A 17,225-nucleotide genomic window follows, 5' to 3' on the forward strand; every position below is an offset into this window, starting at 1 on the left:
AAAATCTTATATAATATCTTTATGGAAAATGTAGAGCTAATAGGTATAGAAGATTTTGCAAAGGTGAAGTTAGCTTTGGCTACTGTGTTGGATGTAGAAGAAGTGCCAAAGTCTGATAAGCTTTTAAAATTAGAGGTAAAAATAGGAGATGAAAAACGTATCATATTAGCAGGCATAAAGCAATATTATACAAAAGAGGAACTTGTAGGCAAAAAAATCCTCGTGGTATATAATCTGAAACCAAGAAAGATGATGGGCTTTGAATCCCAGGGTATGGTGCTAGCCTTATCAGATGGAGAGTCTTTCTCTCTTATAGTACCAGATAAAGATGTAAAGGATGGTGCGTTTGCAAGATGATACATATAACCCTTTTTCAGTACATACTATCTATAGTATCTGGGTTGTTTGTGGGGCTTATTTTATCTCTTATTGGTGGGGGTGGTTCTATATTGGCTGTACCTTTGCTTCTTTATTTTGTTGGGCTTGACAATGGAAAATTAAGTCCTGAATTGGATAATAAAGTTAAGCACCTTGCCATAGGTAGCACTGCTTTGGCGGTAGGTATAAACGCTTTTATAAACTCTTTGTTTCACTTTAGACACGGTAACGTAAGCTTAAAAGAAGGTTTTATATTTGCAATTCCAGGGATAATAGGCTCATTCTTTGGGGCTTACGCAGGAGCTTCCTTAAGGGGAAAGGATTTGCTCGTGGCTTTTGGTTTTATGATGATAGCTATAGCATTTTATGTCCTTTCTACAAAGGAGAAAAAGGAATTTCATAAAGAAAGCATATCCGGTAACCCTTTCCTTATAGCTTTGTCTGGTCTTTTTGTGGGTATATTATCTGGGTTTTTTGGTATAGGTGGTGGTTTTTTAATAGTGCCAGCTTTGCTTTTTAGCACAAACTTAAGCACTATAAAGGCTATTGGTACTTCTTTGATATCTGTGGGTATGTTTGGTATTACCACTGCTCTTGTATATGCCATGAAAAATGAGGTAAGTGTTTTGATAGCTGTTTGTTACCTGATAGGCGGATTTGTTGGGGGATTTATAGGAGTAAAAATAGCGCGACGTTTGAATGCTAAGAACCTCAAAGTTTTCTATGCTTTTGCGGTAATACTTGTAGGCATATATATAATATACAAAAACATCAGATAGCTTTGGCTTTAGTCTTTACTATTTCTCTTAAGGAAGACACTGAATATTGGACTGTTTTATCTTCTTTTATAGCCTGTTCTATTTTTTTTATGGAGTGGCTTACACTAGAATGGGATTTTATGTTAAAAGCCCTTGCTATATCCATAAGGGATAGGTCAGTAAACTCTCTTGATAAGAATATGGCTATATGTTTAGCGGTGGCATATTTTTTGTTTTTATGGCTTTTGTTAAAAACATCTAAACTTAAGTTAAAATAGCTAGCTACGACCTTTTTAATGAAATCAATATCTATATTTTTTAGAGGTTTTTGTGGTAAGTCTTTTCCCTGCTCATCTATAGCTTCTAGTATTGAGCCGCCTTTTGCCTTTATTTGAAGCACAAGTCCCTCTATTTCTCTAGCGTTTGTGGTGGTGTTGTCTTTTATATAGGATATTAGCCTATCGTCTATGTTTAATCCGTAGAGCTGTATTTTTTGTTTGATAATAGAGAGCTTTATCTGTTCGTCTATGCTCGTTTCCACCAAAAGACCACCTTCAAACCTGCTTATCAACCTCTCTGAAATATCTTTTATATCCCTTGGATGTTTATCGCTAGCAAACACTATGTGTTTGTTATATTGAAAAAGGTAGTTGAATATGTTAAAAAGCTCTATTTGGGTTCGCTCTTTTCCAGATAAAAACTGAATATCGTCTATCAAAAGTATGTCTACATGTTTGTATTTTTCTCTAAAAGCTATTATGTTTCCAGCTTTTAAATAATAAACCATCTCTTCTGTAAAATCGTTCATAGATATGTATATTACGCTTCTTCCAAAGGAGTAAGCTTTGTTGCCTATAGCTTGCAAAAGATGCGTTTTGCCGCTTCCTACTTTTCCATATATAAAAAGAGGATTGTAAATAGAACTTGTATTTGTGGCTACGTCCAAAGATGCTTTGTAAGCCACCTCGTTTCTTTTGCCCACTATAAAATTATCAAAGGTATATCTAGAGGATATCCCTTCTTTTAAAAGAACCTTCTTGTTTTGCGCTGTGGTATTCTTATCTAAAACATCTTGATTTTGTTGTTGATGCGCGTGTTCGGTAGGCTCTTGCTGTGCTTCTTGGTGGACGCTCAACTTTATGGAAATACCTCTTTTGCTTGCTTCGTCTTTTAATATACGGCCAAGACTCTTTGATATCCAGGTTTTTGATTGTTCGGTTGGACATTCTAATAGGATGGTTTTATCTTTTATACCTTTTGGTTTTAGGCTTTTAAGAAGCGCCATAGTAGGTTTGTCTATTTTTTTGCTTAAGCTTTCTAGTATATCCTGCCACAATTCTTTGGCTTGGTTTGTGTCTTCGTAATCTTTTAGTTTCAATAAACTTATAACTACTTTTTTAGGGGCCACAATTTTTTTAAATTGACTTAAGTTTTTATTCATAAATGTTAAGTATATAGACGTGGTAAGTGGTAAAAATATAAAAAATCGTATTTATATCAATACTTTCAGGAATTTTTTCTAAAGGATTAGGCGTCCTTAATAAAAAATTAATAAAACAAATAAACCCCAAAAGAATCAAACTCGCCATCTATTCTATGTTAAAAAATTATGCTATACTTTATTGTATGATAGCTATGATAACAGATTTTGGAACAGATGACCCTTATGTAGGCATTGTAAAGGGCGTTATCTTATCTGTTGAAAAAAATGTTGAAATAGTAGATATTACACATAACATAGACTCTTACGATATTTTAAAAGGGGCTTTTTATCTGACATGTTCTTACAGATATTTTCCAAAAGAAACTGTATTTATGGGGGTAATAGACCCAGGGGTAGGCTCGTCAAGAATGCCAGTAGCTTGCAAATACGAAGACTATTTTTTTGTGGGACCCATGAACGGTTTGTTTGATATGGTGTTTGAAAAAACTCCTTTTTGTGTTGATATATCAAGCCATCCTTACATTTTAAAGCCTACTTCCAACACTTTTCACGGAAGAGATATTTTTGCCCCAGCCTGTGCTTATATTCATAAACTAAGGTCTATAGACTTTTTAGGTCCTAAAATAAGCTATAGATATTCTTTAGATATACCAAAGCCAACTGTAAAAGAAGAAGCTATAGAAGGTGCTATACTCTTTTACGATAAGTTTGGGAATGCTATTACAAACATAAAATGCGTAAAACCAAAATACGCCATCATAGATAATCAAAAGATAGATTATTTTGAGTATTTTGCAAAAGCCCCAAGAAATTCACCTGGCATTACCTGTGGAAGCTTTGGATATTTGGAGTTTTTTGTAAATCAAGGGTCTTTTAAAGATTTTACCAACAGCAAAAGCTTTAAACTTGTAATATGAAAGGAAAAGAGTTTGAAGATATTGCTTTTTCATGGCTTTTAGAAAAAGGATATACGGTATTGAAAAGAAACTATAGATGTAAAAGGGGCGAAATAGATATAATAGCCAAAAAATCAAACAAGATTATAGCTTTTGAAGTAAAAGGAAATCATACAGACCTTTACGGCTTTCCAGAAGAGCGCATTGATAAAAAGAAACTTGAAAGAATAAGGCTTTGTCTTTTGGAGTACGCTATTGCAAACAATATAAATTTAGAAGATATAGAGATAGATGCTATCGTAATTTACAAAGATGGCATAACCCATATAGAGAACATATGTCTTTAGGAATAGAGCATCTTTATATACACATACCTTATTGCTCGTCAAAGTGTCATTACTGTGATTTTTTTTCGGTGATAACAGAAAGCTCTGAAGCTTACTTTGACGTTTTGCTGGAAGAGTTAAAGCTTTATGAGTTTGATTTTCATCTAAAAACCATTTATTTTGGCGGCGGGACACCTTCTATTTTTAAACCAAAGTCTTACGAACTATTTTTAAAAAAGCTAAAAAACTTGGTAGACTTGTCAAAAATAGAAGAGATAACGATGGAGTTAAACCCAAAGGATTATTCAAAGGACGATTTTAAAGGATTATACGATATAGGTATAAATAGGTTAAGTTTTGGAGTGCAGAGCTTTAACCAAAAGCATCTTTTATGGCTTGGAAGAACGCATAAAAGCGAAGATGCTTTAAATAGTATAGATTATGCAAAAGTGGTTGGTTTTAACAATATAAGCGTAGATATCATATTTGGCATACCAGACCAAAGTTTGGAAGATTTTTCCAACGATATAGACAATGTGCTTAGGCTTGAGCTAAACCATGTGTCTTTTTATATGTTAACATTCTACCAACATACGCCTCTTTATTCACATAAGGAAAGGCAAAAAAATGAAGATGAAATAGCTATTTTTTATGAGCTTTTAAGAGAAAAACTAAAAAACTATACTCACTACGAAATATCTAACTTTGCAAAAGAAGGCTATCAATCAAAACATAACTTAGGATATTGGGAATACAAAAACTATCTTGGCATAGGAGCAGGGGCTCATTCAAAAGTAGAGCCTTTTATATTTTCAAACCCCAAAGATATAGATGCTTACAAAGAAAATATCATAAACAAGCGCATATTTTTAAAAGCCCTAAACGAAGAAGAACACATAAAAAACAAAATAATGATGGGACTTAGAACTATAAAGGGTGTAGAAGCATCTACAATAGAAATACCAAAGCATCTTGAGGATTTTTTTGAAAGAAAGAATGGTAGAGTTTTTATAAAACCAGAGTATTGGCTTGTATCAAACGCTATAATATCAGAGATAATCTAAATTTTGAAGTTTTTATCTATCATCTTTGCTAAATTTATGGCACCTAAGCTGACCCCTGGCCATCCTTGACCTGGGAAAACGGTATCTCCTATTAGATATACGCCTTTTATAGGAGTGATAGGCCTTGGATATTTGAAAAAGTATTCGTTTATAACCGGAATGCCTCCTACTGAACCCATATATCTTGATGTGTAGCGTTTGAAGGTAAGAGGAGTCCCGGATTCTACGTTGTAAAATTTAGCATCTTTTAAGATAGGTATATATTTGTAAAGTTTGTCTATTATAAAGTTTTCTACAACTTTTTTTCTTCTTCTGTACTCTTCTTTTTCTAAGCCAAACCATTCGTCTATTGTAGAGTGTGTTGATATGGTTATACTTCTTTTGTTTTCTATAGAAAGGATGCTGTCTTCTTTGGCAGATATGGATAGAAATATGGATTTGCTTTTTGTAAAAGGTATCTCTTCGTCCAAAAGTATAAAATGATGGTATTCAAAATCTTTATCAAAAATATCATCTACCATAAAATACATGGTAAAAGCGCCCCATTTTTTGGAAAAAGTTTTTTGGCTTTTAAAAGAAAACTCTTTTATGTAAGGGTCATCAAAAAGCTCATGTGAATCAAAAATAGTTTTATTTAATACAATATTTTTAGCTTCAAACTCTCCGGCGCTAGTTTCTAAAATAAACCTATCTTTGTAAGGTTTTATCTTTTTTACAGTAGTTCTTCTAAATACGTGTTTTAGGTTTTTAACAAAAGCTTCACAAGCTTTATCCATACCACCAAGCACATAATAGTTGTCCAAGTTTGGATATGTGAGTCCTAAAGATGCCACACCCACATTTACTTCGTCTAGAAAACCTTGAGCTGTAATAAGCGTATGATAAGACAAGAACCTTTCGTAATCGTTGTCTAAGCTATTTAACGTTTGCAAGGCGTAGGCTTTTGCGTTTTTAAAAAAATGCGGGGCAATTTTGATTATCTTATCTATATTTTTAAAAGCCCTAAAAATCATGTTTAAATTTGGTAAATTTGATTGCTGTGGTAAAAAATCGTAAAGTATATCCCATATAATATCTGAAGTGTTGTAGATTGTGCTCCAAAATGTTTTGTTGTTTTTGTCGTAAAACGCTTTTTGAATCTCATCAAAAGCCATATTTTTGTCTTGGTATCTATTTATAGTTTTATCTTTTATATAGATTTTTAGGCTTGGGTCTATCTTTATAACGGGAAATTCTAAATTTAAAAGGTTTTTTAGTTTAGCCAGCGGTAGATTACCGTCTAAGCCTACAAATGTAGCTGCTCCTACGTTGTAATGATACCCTTTTCTTTTAAAAGTACCAGCGCATCCGCAAAGATAATCAAGTTTTTCAAATAAAGCTACATTGTATCCAATATAGTTTAGTATGGAAGATATTGTAGAACCACCTATACCAGCCCCTACTATAGCAAAATCAAACATAATAACCCCCGCAAAAGCGGGGAGGATATATTAGGCTTGGACTGTTTCTGGTTTTTTGTTTGGGGTTGGGGGGAGCATTGGGCTTATGCCGTTTTCTTTAGCCCATTCTAAAGCCATATTGAAGGCTTCTCTAGCCGTATTTAAGTTTTTCTCAATAAGCTCTAACTTTTTCTTAAACTTTCTTTCAAGAGCGGAGTCTAAAGACGCAGTACCACCAGAGGCCACAAACTTTTTCAAAAATCTAGACTTTATACCCTCTTCTATGGATGCTAAACCTACTATCTGAGTAACTCCAAATAAAGCGCCTATCATTGCCATATTAGTAGATAGCTCGGTACCGGCTATATCTATGGCTATTTTTGTGGCGGGAAAGTTTAAAACCTTTACGTTTATAGACTCTAACCTCTTGTAATCTTCAGGTTTTAAAAGCTCTTCATCGGTATTTATTATGATGACACCATCTTTTTTGATACCAGAGTAAAAAGGCATTGTGTAGGATTTCCCCATCGTGATAACGTGATGATGGAACACCATTATAATGTCTGGATAAACCACCTCTCCTCTGTCGTATATAGGTTCTATACCTATACGAGCGTAAGATTCTGCTGGTGCCATACGTTTTTCAGCTCCAAAGAATGGGTTTGAAACAGCGTAATACCCTTCGTAATCTGCGGCGGTAGCTATAATATGAGCTGCTGTAACAGCACCTTGACCACCTAAGGCTGGCATACGTATATTTAAACGTTTTCTTACTGGTTTAGATATCATATAAGACCTTCCTCCTTTTTCCTTTTAATCACTTCCTCTGCTTGAGGAGTCATATACTCAAAGAAAGAAAACCTTTCTTTGTCTCCAGCTTTCATTTCTTCTAAGCCTTCGTCAGAGTTTTTGCCTATTTCAAGTATACAAGGAGTATAGAGGTGTATGTAAGTGGGGCCTACTTCTCTTGCTACGTATATGGCTTTTTTGACAGCTTGTTCTACTCTTCTTGGAGATGATACTGTCATCCTAACCACATAGTGGCATCCGGAGTCTATGGCAAGTTGCCACATGGGTACTTTGTCCCATTGTTTTCCTTTGGGAGCCATTTTAAATACATGACCTTTCACCGTAAGACCACTTTCTTGTCCACCGGTGTTTGCATAAACTTCGTTGTCGTAGCATATGGTGGTTATCTTTTCTTGTCTAAAGAAAGATTGCAACGTACAGTCTAGTCCTATATCAACGGTAGCGCCGTCACCAGCTAATACCACTACGTCTTTTACCTTGTCTGGAAATCTGTATTCTAAAACTCTTTTTATACCGCTTGCAACGGCGTTTTGGTTACCAAACAAAGAGTGAACCGTGTGAAGGGCTATATGGGGAAACACCAAAGATGTGCATCCGGTAGAGTTTACTATGATGGTGTCCTCTGGATTTGGTAAAGATGCCAGTATGTATCTAAAAGCGTCAGATTCTGGACACCCGGCACATAAAGAGTGCTCTTCCAAAAGCTCTTTTGCGTAGGGTAAATCCATTACGCCTCTTTTTGGATTGCCCCATGTGGCTTTTTCTTCAAGCTCCAGTATTTCTGGAGGCATAAATTCTCTTAACTCTTCGTTCACTTTATATATATTAAAGGACATAACTTACCTCCTTTCCTAAAACTTTTAAAGCATCTCTGTATATAATTTCTGGAGGCATTGTCATACCACCAGCTACTCTTGGTGTGCCTATAATAGTGGCATTTGACTTACCGTAGAAAGAAGCTCTTACCTCTCTTTCAAGCCATCCTACTACGTTGAACTCTGGTACTATTATATACTTTGCGGTTTTTGTAGCTTCTAAAAGCTCTTGATGAGGGAATGGTCTTATGGATTTTACTTTTACTACCTTTGCTTTTATACCTTCATCTAAAAGCATCCTAGTAGCTTCTTTAGCTTGAGAAGCAGCGGTTCCACTAGCTATAAATACTAGCTCAGCCTCACTATCTCCAAACTCTTCCACAAGCCCTCTTAAATAATGCTTGGCGTAAGGTCTAGAGCGTTCTATAGCGGCTCTTACTTCCCACTGCCAGCTTGCGTGGGTTGCATAAGATATGTAGTTTGATTTCATGACGAATGGGTCTTTTATGTATCTACCGGGTGCTATTTCAGCATCTATGATAGGTGTTGGTGATACGTAAGGGTTGTAAGGAGGCAAAGCTATATCTTCTGGTGGTATCATTATAGATTCTCTTGTATGGGATATGAAAAACCCATCTATTGCAGTGATAATTGGTACATGCACATCGGTTTTTTCCGCCACCACAAAACCAGCCAATATCATGTCAAAGAGTTCTTGAGCATTTTCTGCATGCCATATCATGCATCCAGTGTCAAGCAAAAAGCTTATCTCTAAATTATCAGGTTGGATAGATAAAGGAGAATTCACGCCTCTTGCCATCAAGACTAGTTGTATAGGTAGTCTAGAGCCTGCCCACATAGGAAAATTTTCCATAGCTCTTAAAGTACCTGGTCCAGAGGTGGTGGTTATGATTCTAGCTCCAGCCATAGAGCATCCAGCCACTTCTGACATAACGCCAAATTCAGATTCACCTCTAAAATAAACACCCACATAACCTTCTACCCATAGCTCACCTATCAAGTGGGCGGCTTCTGATTGTGGGGTTATAGGATAAGAAACAGAAGCATCTACGGAAGCTCTTTTAACAGCTTCTTTTACTGCCTCTGAACCTGTCATAAATACCTTTTCTCTTGGTGCTTCAAAAAGCATGTAATCTGGTGAGACAATCTTTTGTCCCGATTTATTTACGCCTTGGTATACGCCGTTGTTACCCATACCAAATACCTCCTTTACTTACCTAACTCTTTCTTTACTTCTTTAGCTATGTTTATAAATTTTCTTATGTCTTCTGGATGTTGGTCTCTTACTGTAATCATAGCGTCTTCATGTCCCATTTTGGCACACATTGCTATGGTAAGGCAATCCGTTTCGGCTCTTATAATTTTAAGAGCTATATTTGCAAAATGACAATGCACTCCTATAAATATACATACTTTTATATTGTTGTGCCATATTGTAAGATTTGGGTGATTTGGGTTTATCTCTACTTCTGGATTTATCTTGGGATATTTTGGCCTATAGTCTACCATAGGTATAATTTTAGCATTTAGCACCTCTGCCATCTCTCTTACTAGTTTGGCATTTTCCTTTGCTTCATCACTCCAAGCGTATATGATAAGAGGGCCTACGAATATGGTAGGATTTTCCCTTGTAAGCATCTGTTTTGCAGCTTCACGCATAGCAATTTCTTCGTCCACTATCTCGTTGTAAAGTAGACCTTTGCCAGGTGGCGGTGTTAACACGCCCTCTGCCACTGCTGTAGGATAAGGTGAGAAATGATAAGGCCCCAGTGTAGCCATTATAACCTCCATTCAAAAGTTTGAGATAATAATTTAATACACTTACCTTAAAATTTCAATGTTTTTGATTATAAGAAGGTTTCTATACCAATGTGTAGTTTATAGTCTTTGTATTTTTTTAAAATCTGTCCCAACCTTTTTATATTTGCTTTTAACTTTACTTTTATTAAAAGCTTAAAACGCTTTTCTCCTTTCTCGTAAAAATACCTTGGTTTTGATATGTAAAAAAAATCTTCTTCCAGAAGTTCTTCGTAAAGCTTATAAATATTGTTATCCATCTCTATAGATATTGCTTTTGTGAAAGGCGGCTCGTTGTTTAAGTGTCTTCTTTCTAGCTCATCTTCCAAAAAAATAAATTGATTGTTTTTCAAAAGCGATTCTAATGCGTACTTATCGGTTTGTGCAGTCTCTATCACAAAAAGCTCTTTTGCCTTCAAGGCTAAGCTCCAAAGCTTGTGATGATATATTTCTCTTGCACTTAACTCTGGTGCAAAAAGTATATTTTCTAACAAAAAGCCAAATACTACATCGTAGGTTTCTTTTTTTTCTTGAGATTCAAAATAAAAGTTTTCTCTATTTCCAAACGTAGATATTATGTACTCCTTGTACTGTTCTAGACCGGCGCCAAAAGTTATCAAAGGACTGCCACATCTTGAGCATACTCCTTCTTGGTTTACCTTTTTACATTTTGTACATTTTATCGTGTTTAGGCTTTTAAAATAGGTGGTATAACTCTCGCAATAAATACAAGTATCCAAAGCCTGGCACTTTTTACAGTAAGCGTAGCTATAACCGGATTTGTTTACATAAAAAAGTATTTTTTTATCTAAATGTTCTTTTATTAGTTCTATGGTTTTATTGTCTATTAAGAAATCCTTTTCTTTTTTTTCTACAAGCTCTATCTTTGGAAGTCTTAAATCTATGTGGATGTGGTTGGCTTTTTTCTCTTTGTAAAGAAAATAATCGTTTATACTAAGGGTTTCAGATACGAGGTACAATTTTGCACCGTAATGTTTTGCCACATAGTAGGCTAGCCTTCTAAAGTCTAAGTAAGGTTCTTTTTTTGATTTATAGCCTTCGGTGTACATATCGTCTATCAAAATTATATTTTGTAGGTTGTAAAAAGGAAGCGTAAGACCAAAAGGAGTAGTGATAAAAGCTCCGTTGTCGTTCATTGCACTCTGGTAGCAACATTTAGCTTCTTGCGGTGTTTCTGGGCTTTTTAGAAAGATTGCATTTTCTATTATGTTTTCTAACATACCAAACATATGTTTTGAAGGGACCACAACGAGGGATTGGAAATCACCTCTTACAATGTCTGGAAGTGCCTTATAATAATCGCCACTTACGATAGTTATATCCAGTCTTTTAAAAAACTTGTTGAGCGCTACTTTGTAAGGAATATCTTGTAGTTTTAAAATAGGTTCTTCGCTATCTTCTACCTCTAAAAAGCCCTTTTGTATATAAAAATCTATTATATCTTTTTTGTATTTTTTGTAAGCTTCTTTTAAGGATAGGTTTCTTTTTTTTAAAAGCCTTAAAATTTTTTTAAAAGTTTTGTCTGTAAAATCTTTGTCTTCTACTTTTAGCTTTAAGCTTTTTGTAGTTGTTTTAAAAAGTATGTCTGGTAATAACTTTGCCAAAAGCGTATGGGGTGGAAAGAGATAGTACTCGCCGGCGTCTTTTATCGCTTCGATAAAATTTTGATTTACTACGGGTATATTTTCTTTATAAACAAGGTTTTTTACAGTATCTTTTGGATTTTTCGTATCGTATCCCCATACAATACCGCCTTTTAACCCTTCTTTTGACTTGTAAAATACCCTAACCCCAGATGGGGGTATATCTTCGTCCTCTTGATAAACCTCTTGCAGTATCTTAGATTCAGTGGCTACTTTTAATATCAAACGTTTTTAAGATATTCTATTACTATTTTATCAAGATTTACCGCTTTTTCTATATTTCCGGTGTGAGCAAAGGCTATAGGACCCAACACCGTTGCACCGGGAAATAGGTTATTTTCCACAGACTCTATCTCTATGCTAAAAGCCGATACATCAAAAGGCACTTCTTCTATCCTATTTTTTAGATATCCTTTGCCGTGAGCTACTATAGCAATATCTTGGGCAAATATGCTAACGCATACGTTTGGATTTGTGATGATATTTTGAGCAGTCCTTGATTTGGTGCTTAGAGCTATGTTTAATTTACTCTCGGAAACCGGATAAACCCAAGATATCATAGCGCTATAAGGCCTTAAATCGTTTGAAACAGTGCTTATAACCACTGGAAATACGTAAAGGTCCCTCATCAAATCTATAAGTTCTCTACTTAGCATAATTCCTCCTATTCAAATTTTAATACACCTCTTAATACGATTTTACCAGCTCTCAAATCATCTAAAGCTTTGTTTACATCCTCAAATGGATATTCTTGTATGATAGGTTTTATATTGTTAAAAGCTGAAAACTCAAGCATCTCTCTTAAAAGCTTTCTACCACCTATAGCAGAGCCAGTTATAACTATGCGTTTTGTGATAAGGTCAAAAGGATTTACATATATAGGCTCTTGAGCTGCTCCCACCACCGATAATCTTCCCTTTGGGGCTAAGGCATTTACAAGGTTTTGTATGCTTTTAGAATCATAAACTGTTGTAAGTATCGCATCTGCCCCACCTAAAGCGTTTAGCTCTTTTACTGGGTCTACTTTTGATGAGTTTATAAAATAATCGGCTCCCAAATCTTTAGCCACTTTCTCTTTATCAGAATGACTTAAAGCTACGACCTTTGCCCCCATAGCTTTTGCGTATTGAATAGCCAGATGGCCAAGCCCACCTATACCTTGTATCACCACCAGTTCGTTGGGTTTTATGTTAAGTCTAATAAGGGCAGCGTATACCGTGATACCAGCACAAAATAAAGGTGCAGCGTAAGAAAGCTCTAAATTGTCTGGGATTTTTGTAACAAAATGAGAAGGTGCTTTCATGTATTCTGCATATCCACCTTGCCGTGTGATACCTGTAATCTCGTGGTTTGGACAGAGGGGTTCTTCGCCTTCTACGCAATAATCACATAGCTCGCAAGAAGAGTAAAGCCATGGCATCCCCACTTTATCGCCTTCTTTTACGTTTTTTACGTTCGCCCCTACTTTTTCAACGACACCAGCCACTTCATGGCCAGGTACCACTGGCAACTTGACCCAAGATTCCCAATCTCCATCTACTATGTGAAGATCGCTATGGCATATCCCACAGTATTTTACTTTTATCAGGACCTCATCAGGTCCTATCTCAGGTATTGGTATATCCTCTATCACCAAAGGTTTTTTGAATTCTTTGCATAAAGCAGCTTTCATAAACTAAAATATGAACAAAATTTTATTTTTTTCAAGTAAAGAGCGTCACCTTTTTTAAAAGTGATTTTTCAGTATTTTGTGTTGCAATTGTGGGCTTTTAAGCTAAGCGTTAACTCTTTTTATTTTTGCACCTATTTTTTCCAGTTTTTGCTCTATATGGTCGTATCCTCTGTCAAGATGGTATATGTTTCTTATGATAGATTTACCTTCTGCCATAAGCCCTGCTATTACAAGCCCAGCGGATGCTCTAAGGTCTGTAGAAAATACTTCGGCTCCCTTTAAGTGTTCTACCCCTTTTATAGAAGCTGTTTTTGAATGTATAGTGATGCAAGCTCCCATTCTGGCAAGCTCTTGGGCGTGCTGAAACCTATTTTCAAATATATTTTCCACTATGCTAGATTCTCCTTTTGCCACAGAAAGAAGACTCATAAACTGAGCTTGCATATCCGTAGGAAAACCGGGGTATTCTGAAGTTTCTATGCTAAGAGGATTTATGACACCGTTTTTAGAAGAAACTAAAACACTGTCTTTTGACAAGATATCTACGTTGGCTCCAGCAATTTTTAAGTTTTCTACGATGCTTTTAAGATGATATACGTTTACATTTTCTATTTTTATAGAAGAGTTTGTGGCAATAGCCAATACCATGAAAGTACCCGCCTCTATTCTATCAGGTATTACCTCTATGTCAAATCCTTTTAAATACTTTGAGCCTTTTATATTAGCTACTCTATTTTCTTCATCTATATTTATATCAACGCCCATTTGTTTTAAAGCTTCTACTAAGTTTATTACCTCTGGTTCTATGGCTATGTTTTTTAAAATAGACTCTTCTTCTATTGTACTTAGCATGCAAAGGACGTTTTCTGTGCCAGTTACTGTAATTACATCAAAAGTAAAATCTATAGGGTTTAGCATGCTGGCTTTTAAGTTTATAAACCCCTGTTCAATTTCAATCTCCACACCCATACGCTTAGCGGCTTTTAGGTGCTGGTCTATAGGTCTTGCTCCTATAGAGCATCCGCCAGGCATAGATACTTTACCGCTTTTGTATTTTGCTATCAAAGGACCCATTGCCAACACAGATGCCCTCATTCTTCTTACTATATCTTCTCTTGTTTCTTTATTTGTAATGGGGCCTTCTATATAAAGGGTATTTTTATCTTGGTGTATCTTTTTACCCATATCGGTTAGAAGTTCTATCATGTGTTTTATGTCAAGAAGGTTTGGTACATTTCTTATGATGCAAGGTTCTTCCGTCAAAATCGTAGCAGCCATAAGAGGAAGTGCAGCGTTTTTTGCTCCAGATACTTCTAGCGTTCCTTTTAAATGCTTTGACTCTTCTATTAAAAGGTAAGCCTCATTCATATAAGTTCCAACTTTACCGCTGTTTCTATGTGATAGGTTTGTGGAAACATGTCTGCCATATATATTTCTTTTATTTTGTATTTTTTTCTTAAAAGCTTTAAATCTCTTGCCAAAGAAGATGGTTCGCAAGATATGTACCAAATATAGTCTGGTTTTCCAAGGAGTATGATATCTGTTTCTTCTTTTGAAAGACCAGTGCGTGGAGGGTCAACGATGAGAAGGTTTGCATGCTTTGATAAGCTTTTTTTCAAAAATATATAGCTGTTTTGATTGTATATAGACACATTGTTTATATTGTTTAGTTTTGCTGAATATTCTGCATCGTTTGTTGAGCTTTTATTGATATCAGATATATCAACTTCTTCAGAAAACCTTGACATGTAAAGTCCGAAAAGACCAACGCCTCCATAGTCATCCAACACTCTATCAAAATGAGATTCATTTTTTGTCATAGTCTCGATAAGTTTTTTTATTACATTTATGTTGACTTGGAAAAAGCTGTTTATACTTATTCTATATTTTATCCCTAAAAGCTCTATAAATGTAAAAGGAGTGCCTATGGAAAATATCGTTTTATCCTCTTTCTTATCCTCTTTTACAAGAGCCATACCTACAACATTTTTTGGGGTTAGGTTTTCTTTAAATTTTTTAAGCTTTTCTTTGTTTATATAATCGTAAGAGGCAAACTTTAAAAGATATTCTTTGGTGCTTTCTGAATAGAAGACACTTATCCAAGAGGGGTTAAATTGTTTTGAAAACTCCTTTAAAAAAGGTATTATATCGTTTATAGCTTTTGAAGCGATGGGACAAGATTCTATCTTTACAAAATCCTCATCAAAACCAACAAAACCAATCTCTTTATCATGGACTTTAAACTTAACACGGTTTCTATAATAATAAGGACTATCCGATATAACGCCGGTAAGCTCTTCTATATCAATATTTCCTATCTTTTTTAACGTTTCTTTTAAAATGAGGGATTTTTGGTGAAGCTGCTCGCTGTAGTCAATATGCTGAAAATGACAACCTCCACATTTACCAAAGTATGGGCAAACGGGTTCTACTCTATGAGGGTTTTTTTCTATGATGTCTTCTAGAGTTGCTATAGCGTAATCTTTTTTGTTGATATATTCTTTTATCTTCACTTTTTCTCCTGGTAAAACAAACGGCACAAAGTAAACCTTGTTTTGAAATCTAGCCAATCCATAGCCACTGTGGACCAATTTTTCTATCTCTAATATCATCAGGAGAGTTTTTTCAACCTATCGAAATCTTCTTTTGACATAACATCTATATGTTTTCCTACAATTTTATAAGCTAACTTGGTATTTATACCCCTTTTACCTATGGCTAAAGAGATTTGGTCTTTGTCTACAGCTATTTCTATTTGGTCTTTTGTTTCTCTCATATCAAGAATCTTGGCAGGATAAAATAGGTTTTCCAAGAGCTTTTTCTTGTCTTCTGAATATCTTACTACATCTATGTGCTCTCCAGCTAACTCCTTTGATATGGGGTTTATTTTTGAGCCTTTTACACCTATTACTACTCCCACCGGGTCTATCTTTTTATCTTCTGTGTCTACCAACACTTTGGCTTTTTCGCCTGGTTCTCTTGCCACAGATATTATCTTCACAAGACCGCTTGCCACTTCAGGTACTTCAGCCTCTAAAAGCCTTCGTAAGAATTTAGGATGTGTTCTTGAAAGAAGCAAAATAGGTTTGTTTCTTTGCTTTTGAACGGAAAAAAGAAGCGCTTTCACCCTATCGTTTTTCTTGAAGCTCTCTTTTGGGATTTGTTCTTTTCTTGGCAATTCTGCATCAATAGGTCCTAAATCTACTATGGCAGTTTGGTCTTTTGTCACTTCTCTTACTATACCGTGCACTATGTTTCCCTCTTGGGATACATACTCTAAAAAGCCTCTTTCTCTTTCGGCATTTTCTAGCTCTTTTAAAAACTCTTCTTTGGCAGCGTAAGCCGCTATCCTGTTTAAATCCTCTGCCGATATGTCAAGCTTTGTTTTCTCCTTGCCAGAGACTATATAAGCACTAATGGTATCATCTTCCCCAAAATCCACAAATATTTTTCCCCTTATGTGCTTTTCCTTTCTTATACCGTAAGCTATGGCGTTTTTCAAAGCGTTTTCTACTATTTTTACCGGTATATCTTTTTCTCTTGCTACACTTTCTATAAGTTTTTGTATATTCTTTACCATTTTTCTACGTCTAGCCTCGCTTTTGATATCTTTTCAAAAGGTATTTTTATGGTTTTGTCCAAAAGCCTCAAAACAAGGTTATCATTGTCGGTACTATCTATATAACCTGTATACTCTTGCTTGTTGTCTATTTTTTCCTTCAAAAAGACCTTTGCGTATTTACCTCTAAAAAACTCATAATGCCATCTTTCTTTTAGTTCTCTGGTAAGACCTGGTGAGCTTACCTCTAAAAAGTAACTTTGGGGTATCACATCTTCTACATCTAAAAGTGCGCTTACTCTTTTTGACAACTCTTCGCAGTCGTCTATAGTAACTCCTCCTTCTTTGTCTATTATTATGCGTAACACCCATCCGTTTTCAGGTTTAAACTCCACATCAAACAGTCTAAAGCCAAGGTTTTCAGAAATAGGTTTCACTAGCTCCTTAACGGTGTTGGCTATTTTTTTGGCATCCAGCATACAGTTATTATATCATAAACAATATCTTCTACTATTAGTTAAAAACTAGATAAAAACAATCTTTATATAGGTAACATTTCCCAAGAGGATTTTGCTAAACTAT

General features: G+C 35.3%; 18 protein-coding genes. 5 read left to right on the top strand and 13 right to left on the bottom strand.

The genetic code is table 11. The features are described from left to right. Positions 1–21 precede the first annotated feature (21 nt). Both metG and ACYQZV_RS02615 read left to right on the top strand, forming a co-directional pair. Positions 22–357, top strand: a complete 336-nt coding sequence (gene metG, locus ACYQZV_RS02610) for a methionine--tRNA ligase subunit beta (RefSeq protein WP_459892899.1) — start codon at positions 22–24, stop codon at positions 355–357. Beyond that, a complete protein-coding gene (locus ACYQZV_RS02615; RefSeq protein ID WP_459892900.1) occupies positions 354–1,157 on the top strand; it encodes a sulfite exporter TauE/SafE family protein in 804 nt (267 codons plus the stop codon). Before metG ends, ACYQZV_RS02615 begins: the two co-directional genes overlap by 4 nt. On the opposite strand, the gene dnaA is transcribed toward ACYQZV_RS02615, so the two are convergent. Further along, positions 1,150–2,577: a chromosomal replication initiator protein DnaA gene (gene dnaA, locus ACYQZV_RS02620; protein ID WP_459892902.1), complete on the bottom strand. Its 1,428-nt coding sequence runs from the start codon at positions 2,575–2,577 to the stop codon at positions 1,150–1,152. The genes ACYQZV_RS02615 and dnaA overlap by 8 nt on opposite strands. Before the next feature lie 185 nt (positions 2,578–2,762). Here dnaA and ACYQZV_RS02625 point away from each other — a divergent pair, with 185 nt between their 5' ends. From ACYQZV_RS02625 to hemW, 3 genes are read left to right on the top strand one after another with little or no spacing between them, the layout of a single operon-like run. Further along, positions 2,763–3,497 carry an SAM hydrolase/SAM-dependent halogenase family protein gene (locus ACYQZV_RS02625; RefSeq protein WP_459892904.1) on the top strand — a complete coding sequence of 245 codons (735 nt, stop codon included), beginning with the start codon at positions 2,763–2,765 and terminating at the stop codon, positions 3,495–3,497. After that, complete coding sequence (locus tag ACYQZV_RS02630; protein WP_459892906.1) at positions 3,494–3,823, top strand: YraN family protein; 330 nt, start codon at positions 3,494–3,496, stop codon at positions 3,821–3,823. The genes ACYQZV_RS02625 and ACYQZV_RS02630 overlap by 4 nt, the downstream gene beginning before the upstream one ends. Then, a complete protein-coding gene (gene hemW / locus ACYQZV_RS02635) occupies positions 3,814–4,866 on the top strand; it encodes a radical SAM family heme chaperone HemW (protein WP_459892908.1) in 1,053 nt (350 codons plus the stop codon). Before ACYQZV_RS02630 ends, hemW begins: the two co-directional genes overlap by 10 nt. Here the strand turns inward: hemW and ACYQZV_RS02640 are convergent. From ACYQZV_RS02640 to ACYQZV_RS02695, 12 genes are all read right to left on the bottom strand, one after another. Then, on the bottom strand, positions 4,863–6,326 hold the full coding sequence (locus ACYQZV_RS02640; protein ID WP_459892910.1) for a phytoene desaturase family protein: 1,464 nt from the start codon (positions 6,324–6,326) through the stop codon (positions 4,863–4,865). The genes hemW and ACYQZV_RS02640 overlap by 4 nt on opposite strands. Before the next feature lie 30 nt (positions 6,327–6,356). Beyond that, positions 6,357–7,094, bottom strand: a complete 738-nt coding sequence (locus ACYQZV_RS02645) for a 2-oxoacid:ferredoxin oxidoreductase subunit gamma family protein (protein ID WP_459892912.1) — start codon at positions 7,092–7,094, stop codon at positions 6,357–6,359. Continuing rightward, positions 7,091–7,951 carry a thiamine pyrophosphate-dependent enzyme gene (locus ACYQZV_RS02650; RefSeq protein WP_459892914.1) on the bottom strand — a complete coding sequence of 287 codons (861 nt, stop codon included), beginning with the start codon at positions 7,949–7,951 and terminating at the stop codon, positions 7,091–7,093. The genes ACYQZV_RS02645 and ACYQZV_RS02650 overlap by 4 nt, the downstream gene beginning before the upstream one ends. Continuing rightward, positions 7,941–9,146: a transketolase C-terminal domain-containing protein gene (locus ACYQZV_RS02655; protein WP_459892916.1), complete on the bottom strand. Its 1,206-nt coding sequence runs from the start codon at positions 9,144–9,146 to the stop codon at positions 7,941–7,943. Before ACYQZV_RS02655 ends, ACYQZV_RS02650 begins: the two co-directional genes overlap by 11 nt. Before the next feature lie 14 nt (positions 9,147–9,160). Continuing rightward, entirely contained in the window at positions 9,161–9,730 is a 570-nt protein-coding gene (locus ACYQZV_RS02660; protein WP_459892918.1) for a carbon monoxide dehydrogenase beta subunit family protein, read from the bottom strand. A gap of 68 nt (positions 9,731–9,798) precedes the next feature. Continuing rightward, positions 9,799–11,637, bottom strand: a complete 1,839-nt coding sequence (locus tag ACYQZV_RS02665) for a primosomal protein N' (protein WP_459892920.1) — start codon at positions 11,635–11,637, stop codon at positions 9,799–9,801. Further along, a complete protein-coding gene (locus ACYQZV_RS02670; RefSeq protein ID WP_459892922.1) occupies positions 11,634–12,068 on the bottom strand; it encodes a PNPOx family protein in 435 nt (144 codons plus the stop codon). The genes ACYQZV_RS02665 and ACYQZV_RS02670 overlap by 4 nt, the downstream gene beginning before the upstream one ends. 8 nt (positions 12,069–12,076) lie before the next feature. After that, on the bottom strand, positions 12,077–13,084 hold the full coding sequence (locus ACYQZV_RS02675) for an alcohol dehydrogenase catalytic domain-containing protein (RefSeq protein ID WP_459892924.1): 1,008 nt from the start codon (positions 13,082–13,084) through the stop codon (positions 12,077–12,079). Between the two features lie 102 nt (positions 13,085–13,186). Continuing rightward, positions 13,187–14,452 carry a UDP-N-acetylglucosamine 1-carboxyvinyltransferase gene (gene murA, locus ACYQZV_RS02680; protein ID WP_459892926.1) on the bottom strand — a complete coding sequence of 422 codons (1,266 nt, stop codon included), beginning with the start codon at positions 14,450–14,452 and terminating at the stop codon, positions 13,187–13,189. Then, a complete protein-coding gene (gene rlmD, locus ACYQZV_RS02685; protein ID WP_459892928.1) occupies positions 14,449–15,696 on the bottom strand; it encodes a 23S rRNA (uracil(1939)-C(5))-methyltransferase RlmD in 1,248 nt (415 codons plus the stop codon). Before rlmD ends, murA begins: the two co-directional genes overlap by 4 nt. Next, entirely contained in the window at positions 15,696–16,664 is a 969-nt protein-coding gene (gene nusA / locus ACYQZV_RS02690; protein WP_459892930.1) for a transcription termination factor NusA, read from the bottom strand. The genes rlmD and nusA overlap by 1 nt, the downstream gene beginning before the upstream one ends. Then, positions 16,658–17,122: a ribosome maturation factor RimP gene (locus tag ACYQZV_RS02695; protein ID WP_459892932.1), complete on the bottom strand. Its 465-nt coding sequence runs from the start codon at positions 17,120–17,122 to the stop codon at positions 16,658–16,660. The genes nusA and ACYQZV_RS02695 overlap by 7 nt, the downstream gene beginning before the upstream one ends. Between the last annotated feature and the right edge of the window lie 103 nt (positions 17,123–17,225).

The organism is Hydrogenobaculum acidophilum (assembly GCF_054656715.1).

Coding starts and splice junctions, on each gene's coding strand:
- dnaA (WP_459892902.1), bottom strand. CDS start 2,577: ATGAATAAAAACTTAAGTCAATTTAAAAAAATTGTGGCCCCTAAAAAA.
- ACYQZV_RS02670 (WP_459892922.1), bottom strand. CDS start 12,068: ATGCTAAGTAGAGAACTTATAGATTTGATGAGGGACCTTTACGTATTT.
- ACYQZV_RS02625 (WP_459892904.1), top strand. CDS start 2,763: ATGATAGCTATGATAACAGATTTTGGAACAGATGACCCTTATGTAGGC.
- ACYQZV_RS02660 (WP_459892918.1), bottom strand. CDS start 9,730: ATGGCTACACTGGGGCCTTATCATTTCTCACCTTATCCTACAGCAGTG.
- ACYQZV_RS02630 (WP_459892906.1), top strand. CDS start 3,494: ATGAAAGGAAAAGAGTTTGAAGATATTGCTTTTTCATGGCTTTTAGAA.
- metG (WP_459892899.1), top strand. CDS start 22: ATGGAAAATGTAGAGCTAATAGGTATAGAAGATTTTGCAAAGGTGAAG.
- nusA (WP_459892930.1), bottom strand. CDS start 16,664: ATGGTAAAGAATATACAAAAACTTATAGAAAGTGTAGCAAGAGAAAAA.
- rlmD (WP_459892928.1), bottom strand. CDS start 15,696: ATGATATTAGAGATAGAAAAATTGGTCCACAGTGGCTATGGATTGGCT.
- ACYQZV_RS02645 (WP_459892912.1), bottom strand. CDS start 7,094: ATGATATCTAAACCAGTAAGAAAACGTTTAAATATACGTATGCCAGCC.
- ACYQZV_RS02640 (WP_459892910.1), bottom strand. CDS start 6,326: ATGTTTGATTTTGCTATAGTAGGGGCTGGTATAGGTGGTTCTACAATA.
- murA (WP_459892926.1), bottom strand. CDS start 14,452: ATGAATGAGGCTTACCTTTTAATAGAAGAGTCAAAGCATTTAAAAGGA.
- hemW (WP_459892908.1), top strand. CDS start 3,814: ATGTCTTTAGGAATAGAGCATCTTTATATACACATACCTTATTGCTCG.
- ACYQZV_RS02675 (WP_459892924.1), bottom strand. CDS start 13,084: ATGAAAGCTGCTTTATGCAAAGAATTCAAAAAACCTTTGGTGATAGAG.
- ACYQZV_RS02650 (WP_459892914.1), bottom strand. CDS start 7,951: ATGTCCTTTAATATATATAAAGTGAACGAAGAGTTAAGAGAATTTATG.
- ACYQZV_RS02695 (WP_459892932.1), bottom strand. CDS start 17,122: ATGCTGGATGCCAAAAAAATAGCCAACACCGTTAAGGAGCTAGTGAAA.
- ACYQZV_RS02655 (WP_459892916.1), bottom strand. CDS start 9,146: ATGGGTAACAACGGCGTATACCAAGGCGTAAATAAATCGGGACAAAAG.
- ACYQZV_RS02615 (WP_459892900.1), top strand. CDS start 354: ATGATACATATAACCCTTTTTCAGTACATACTATCTATAGTATCTGGG.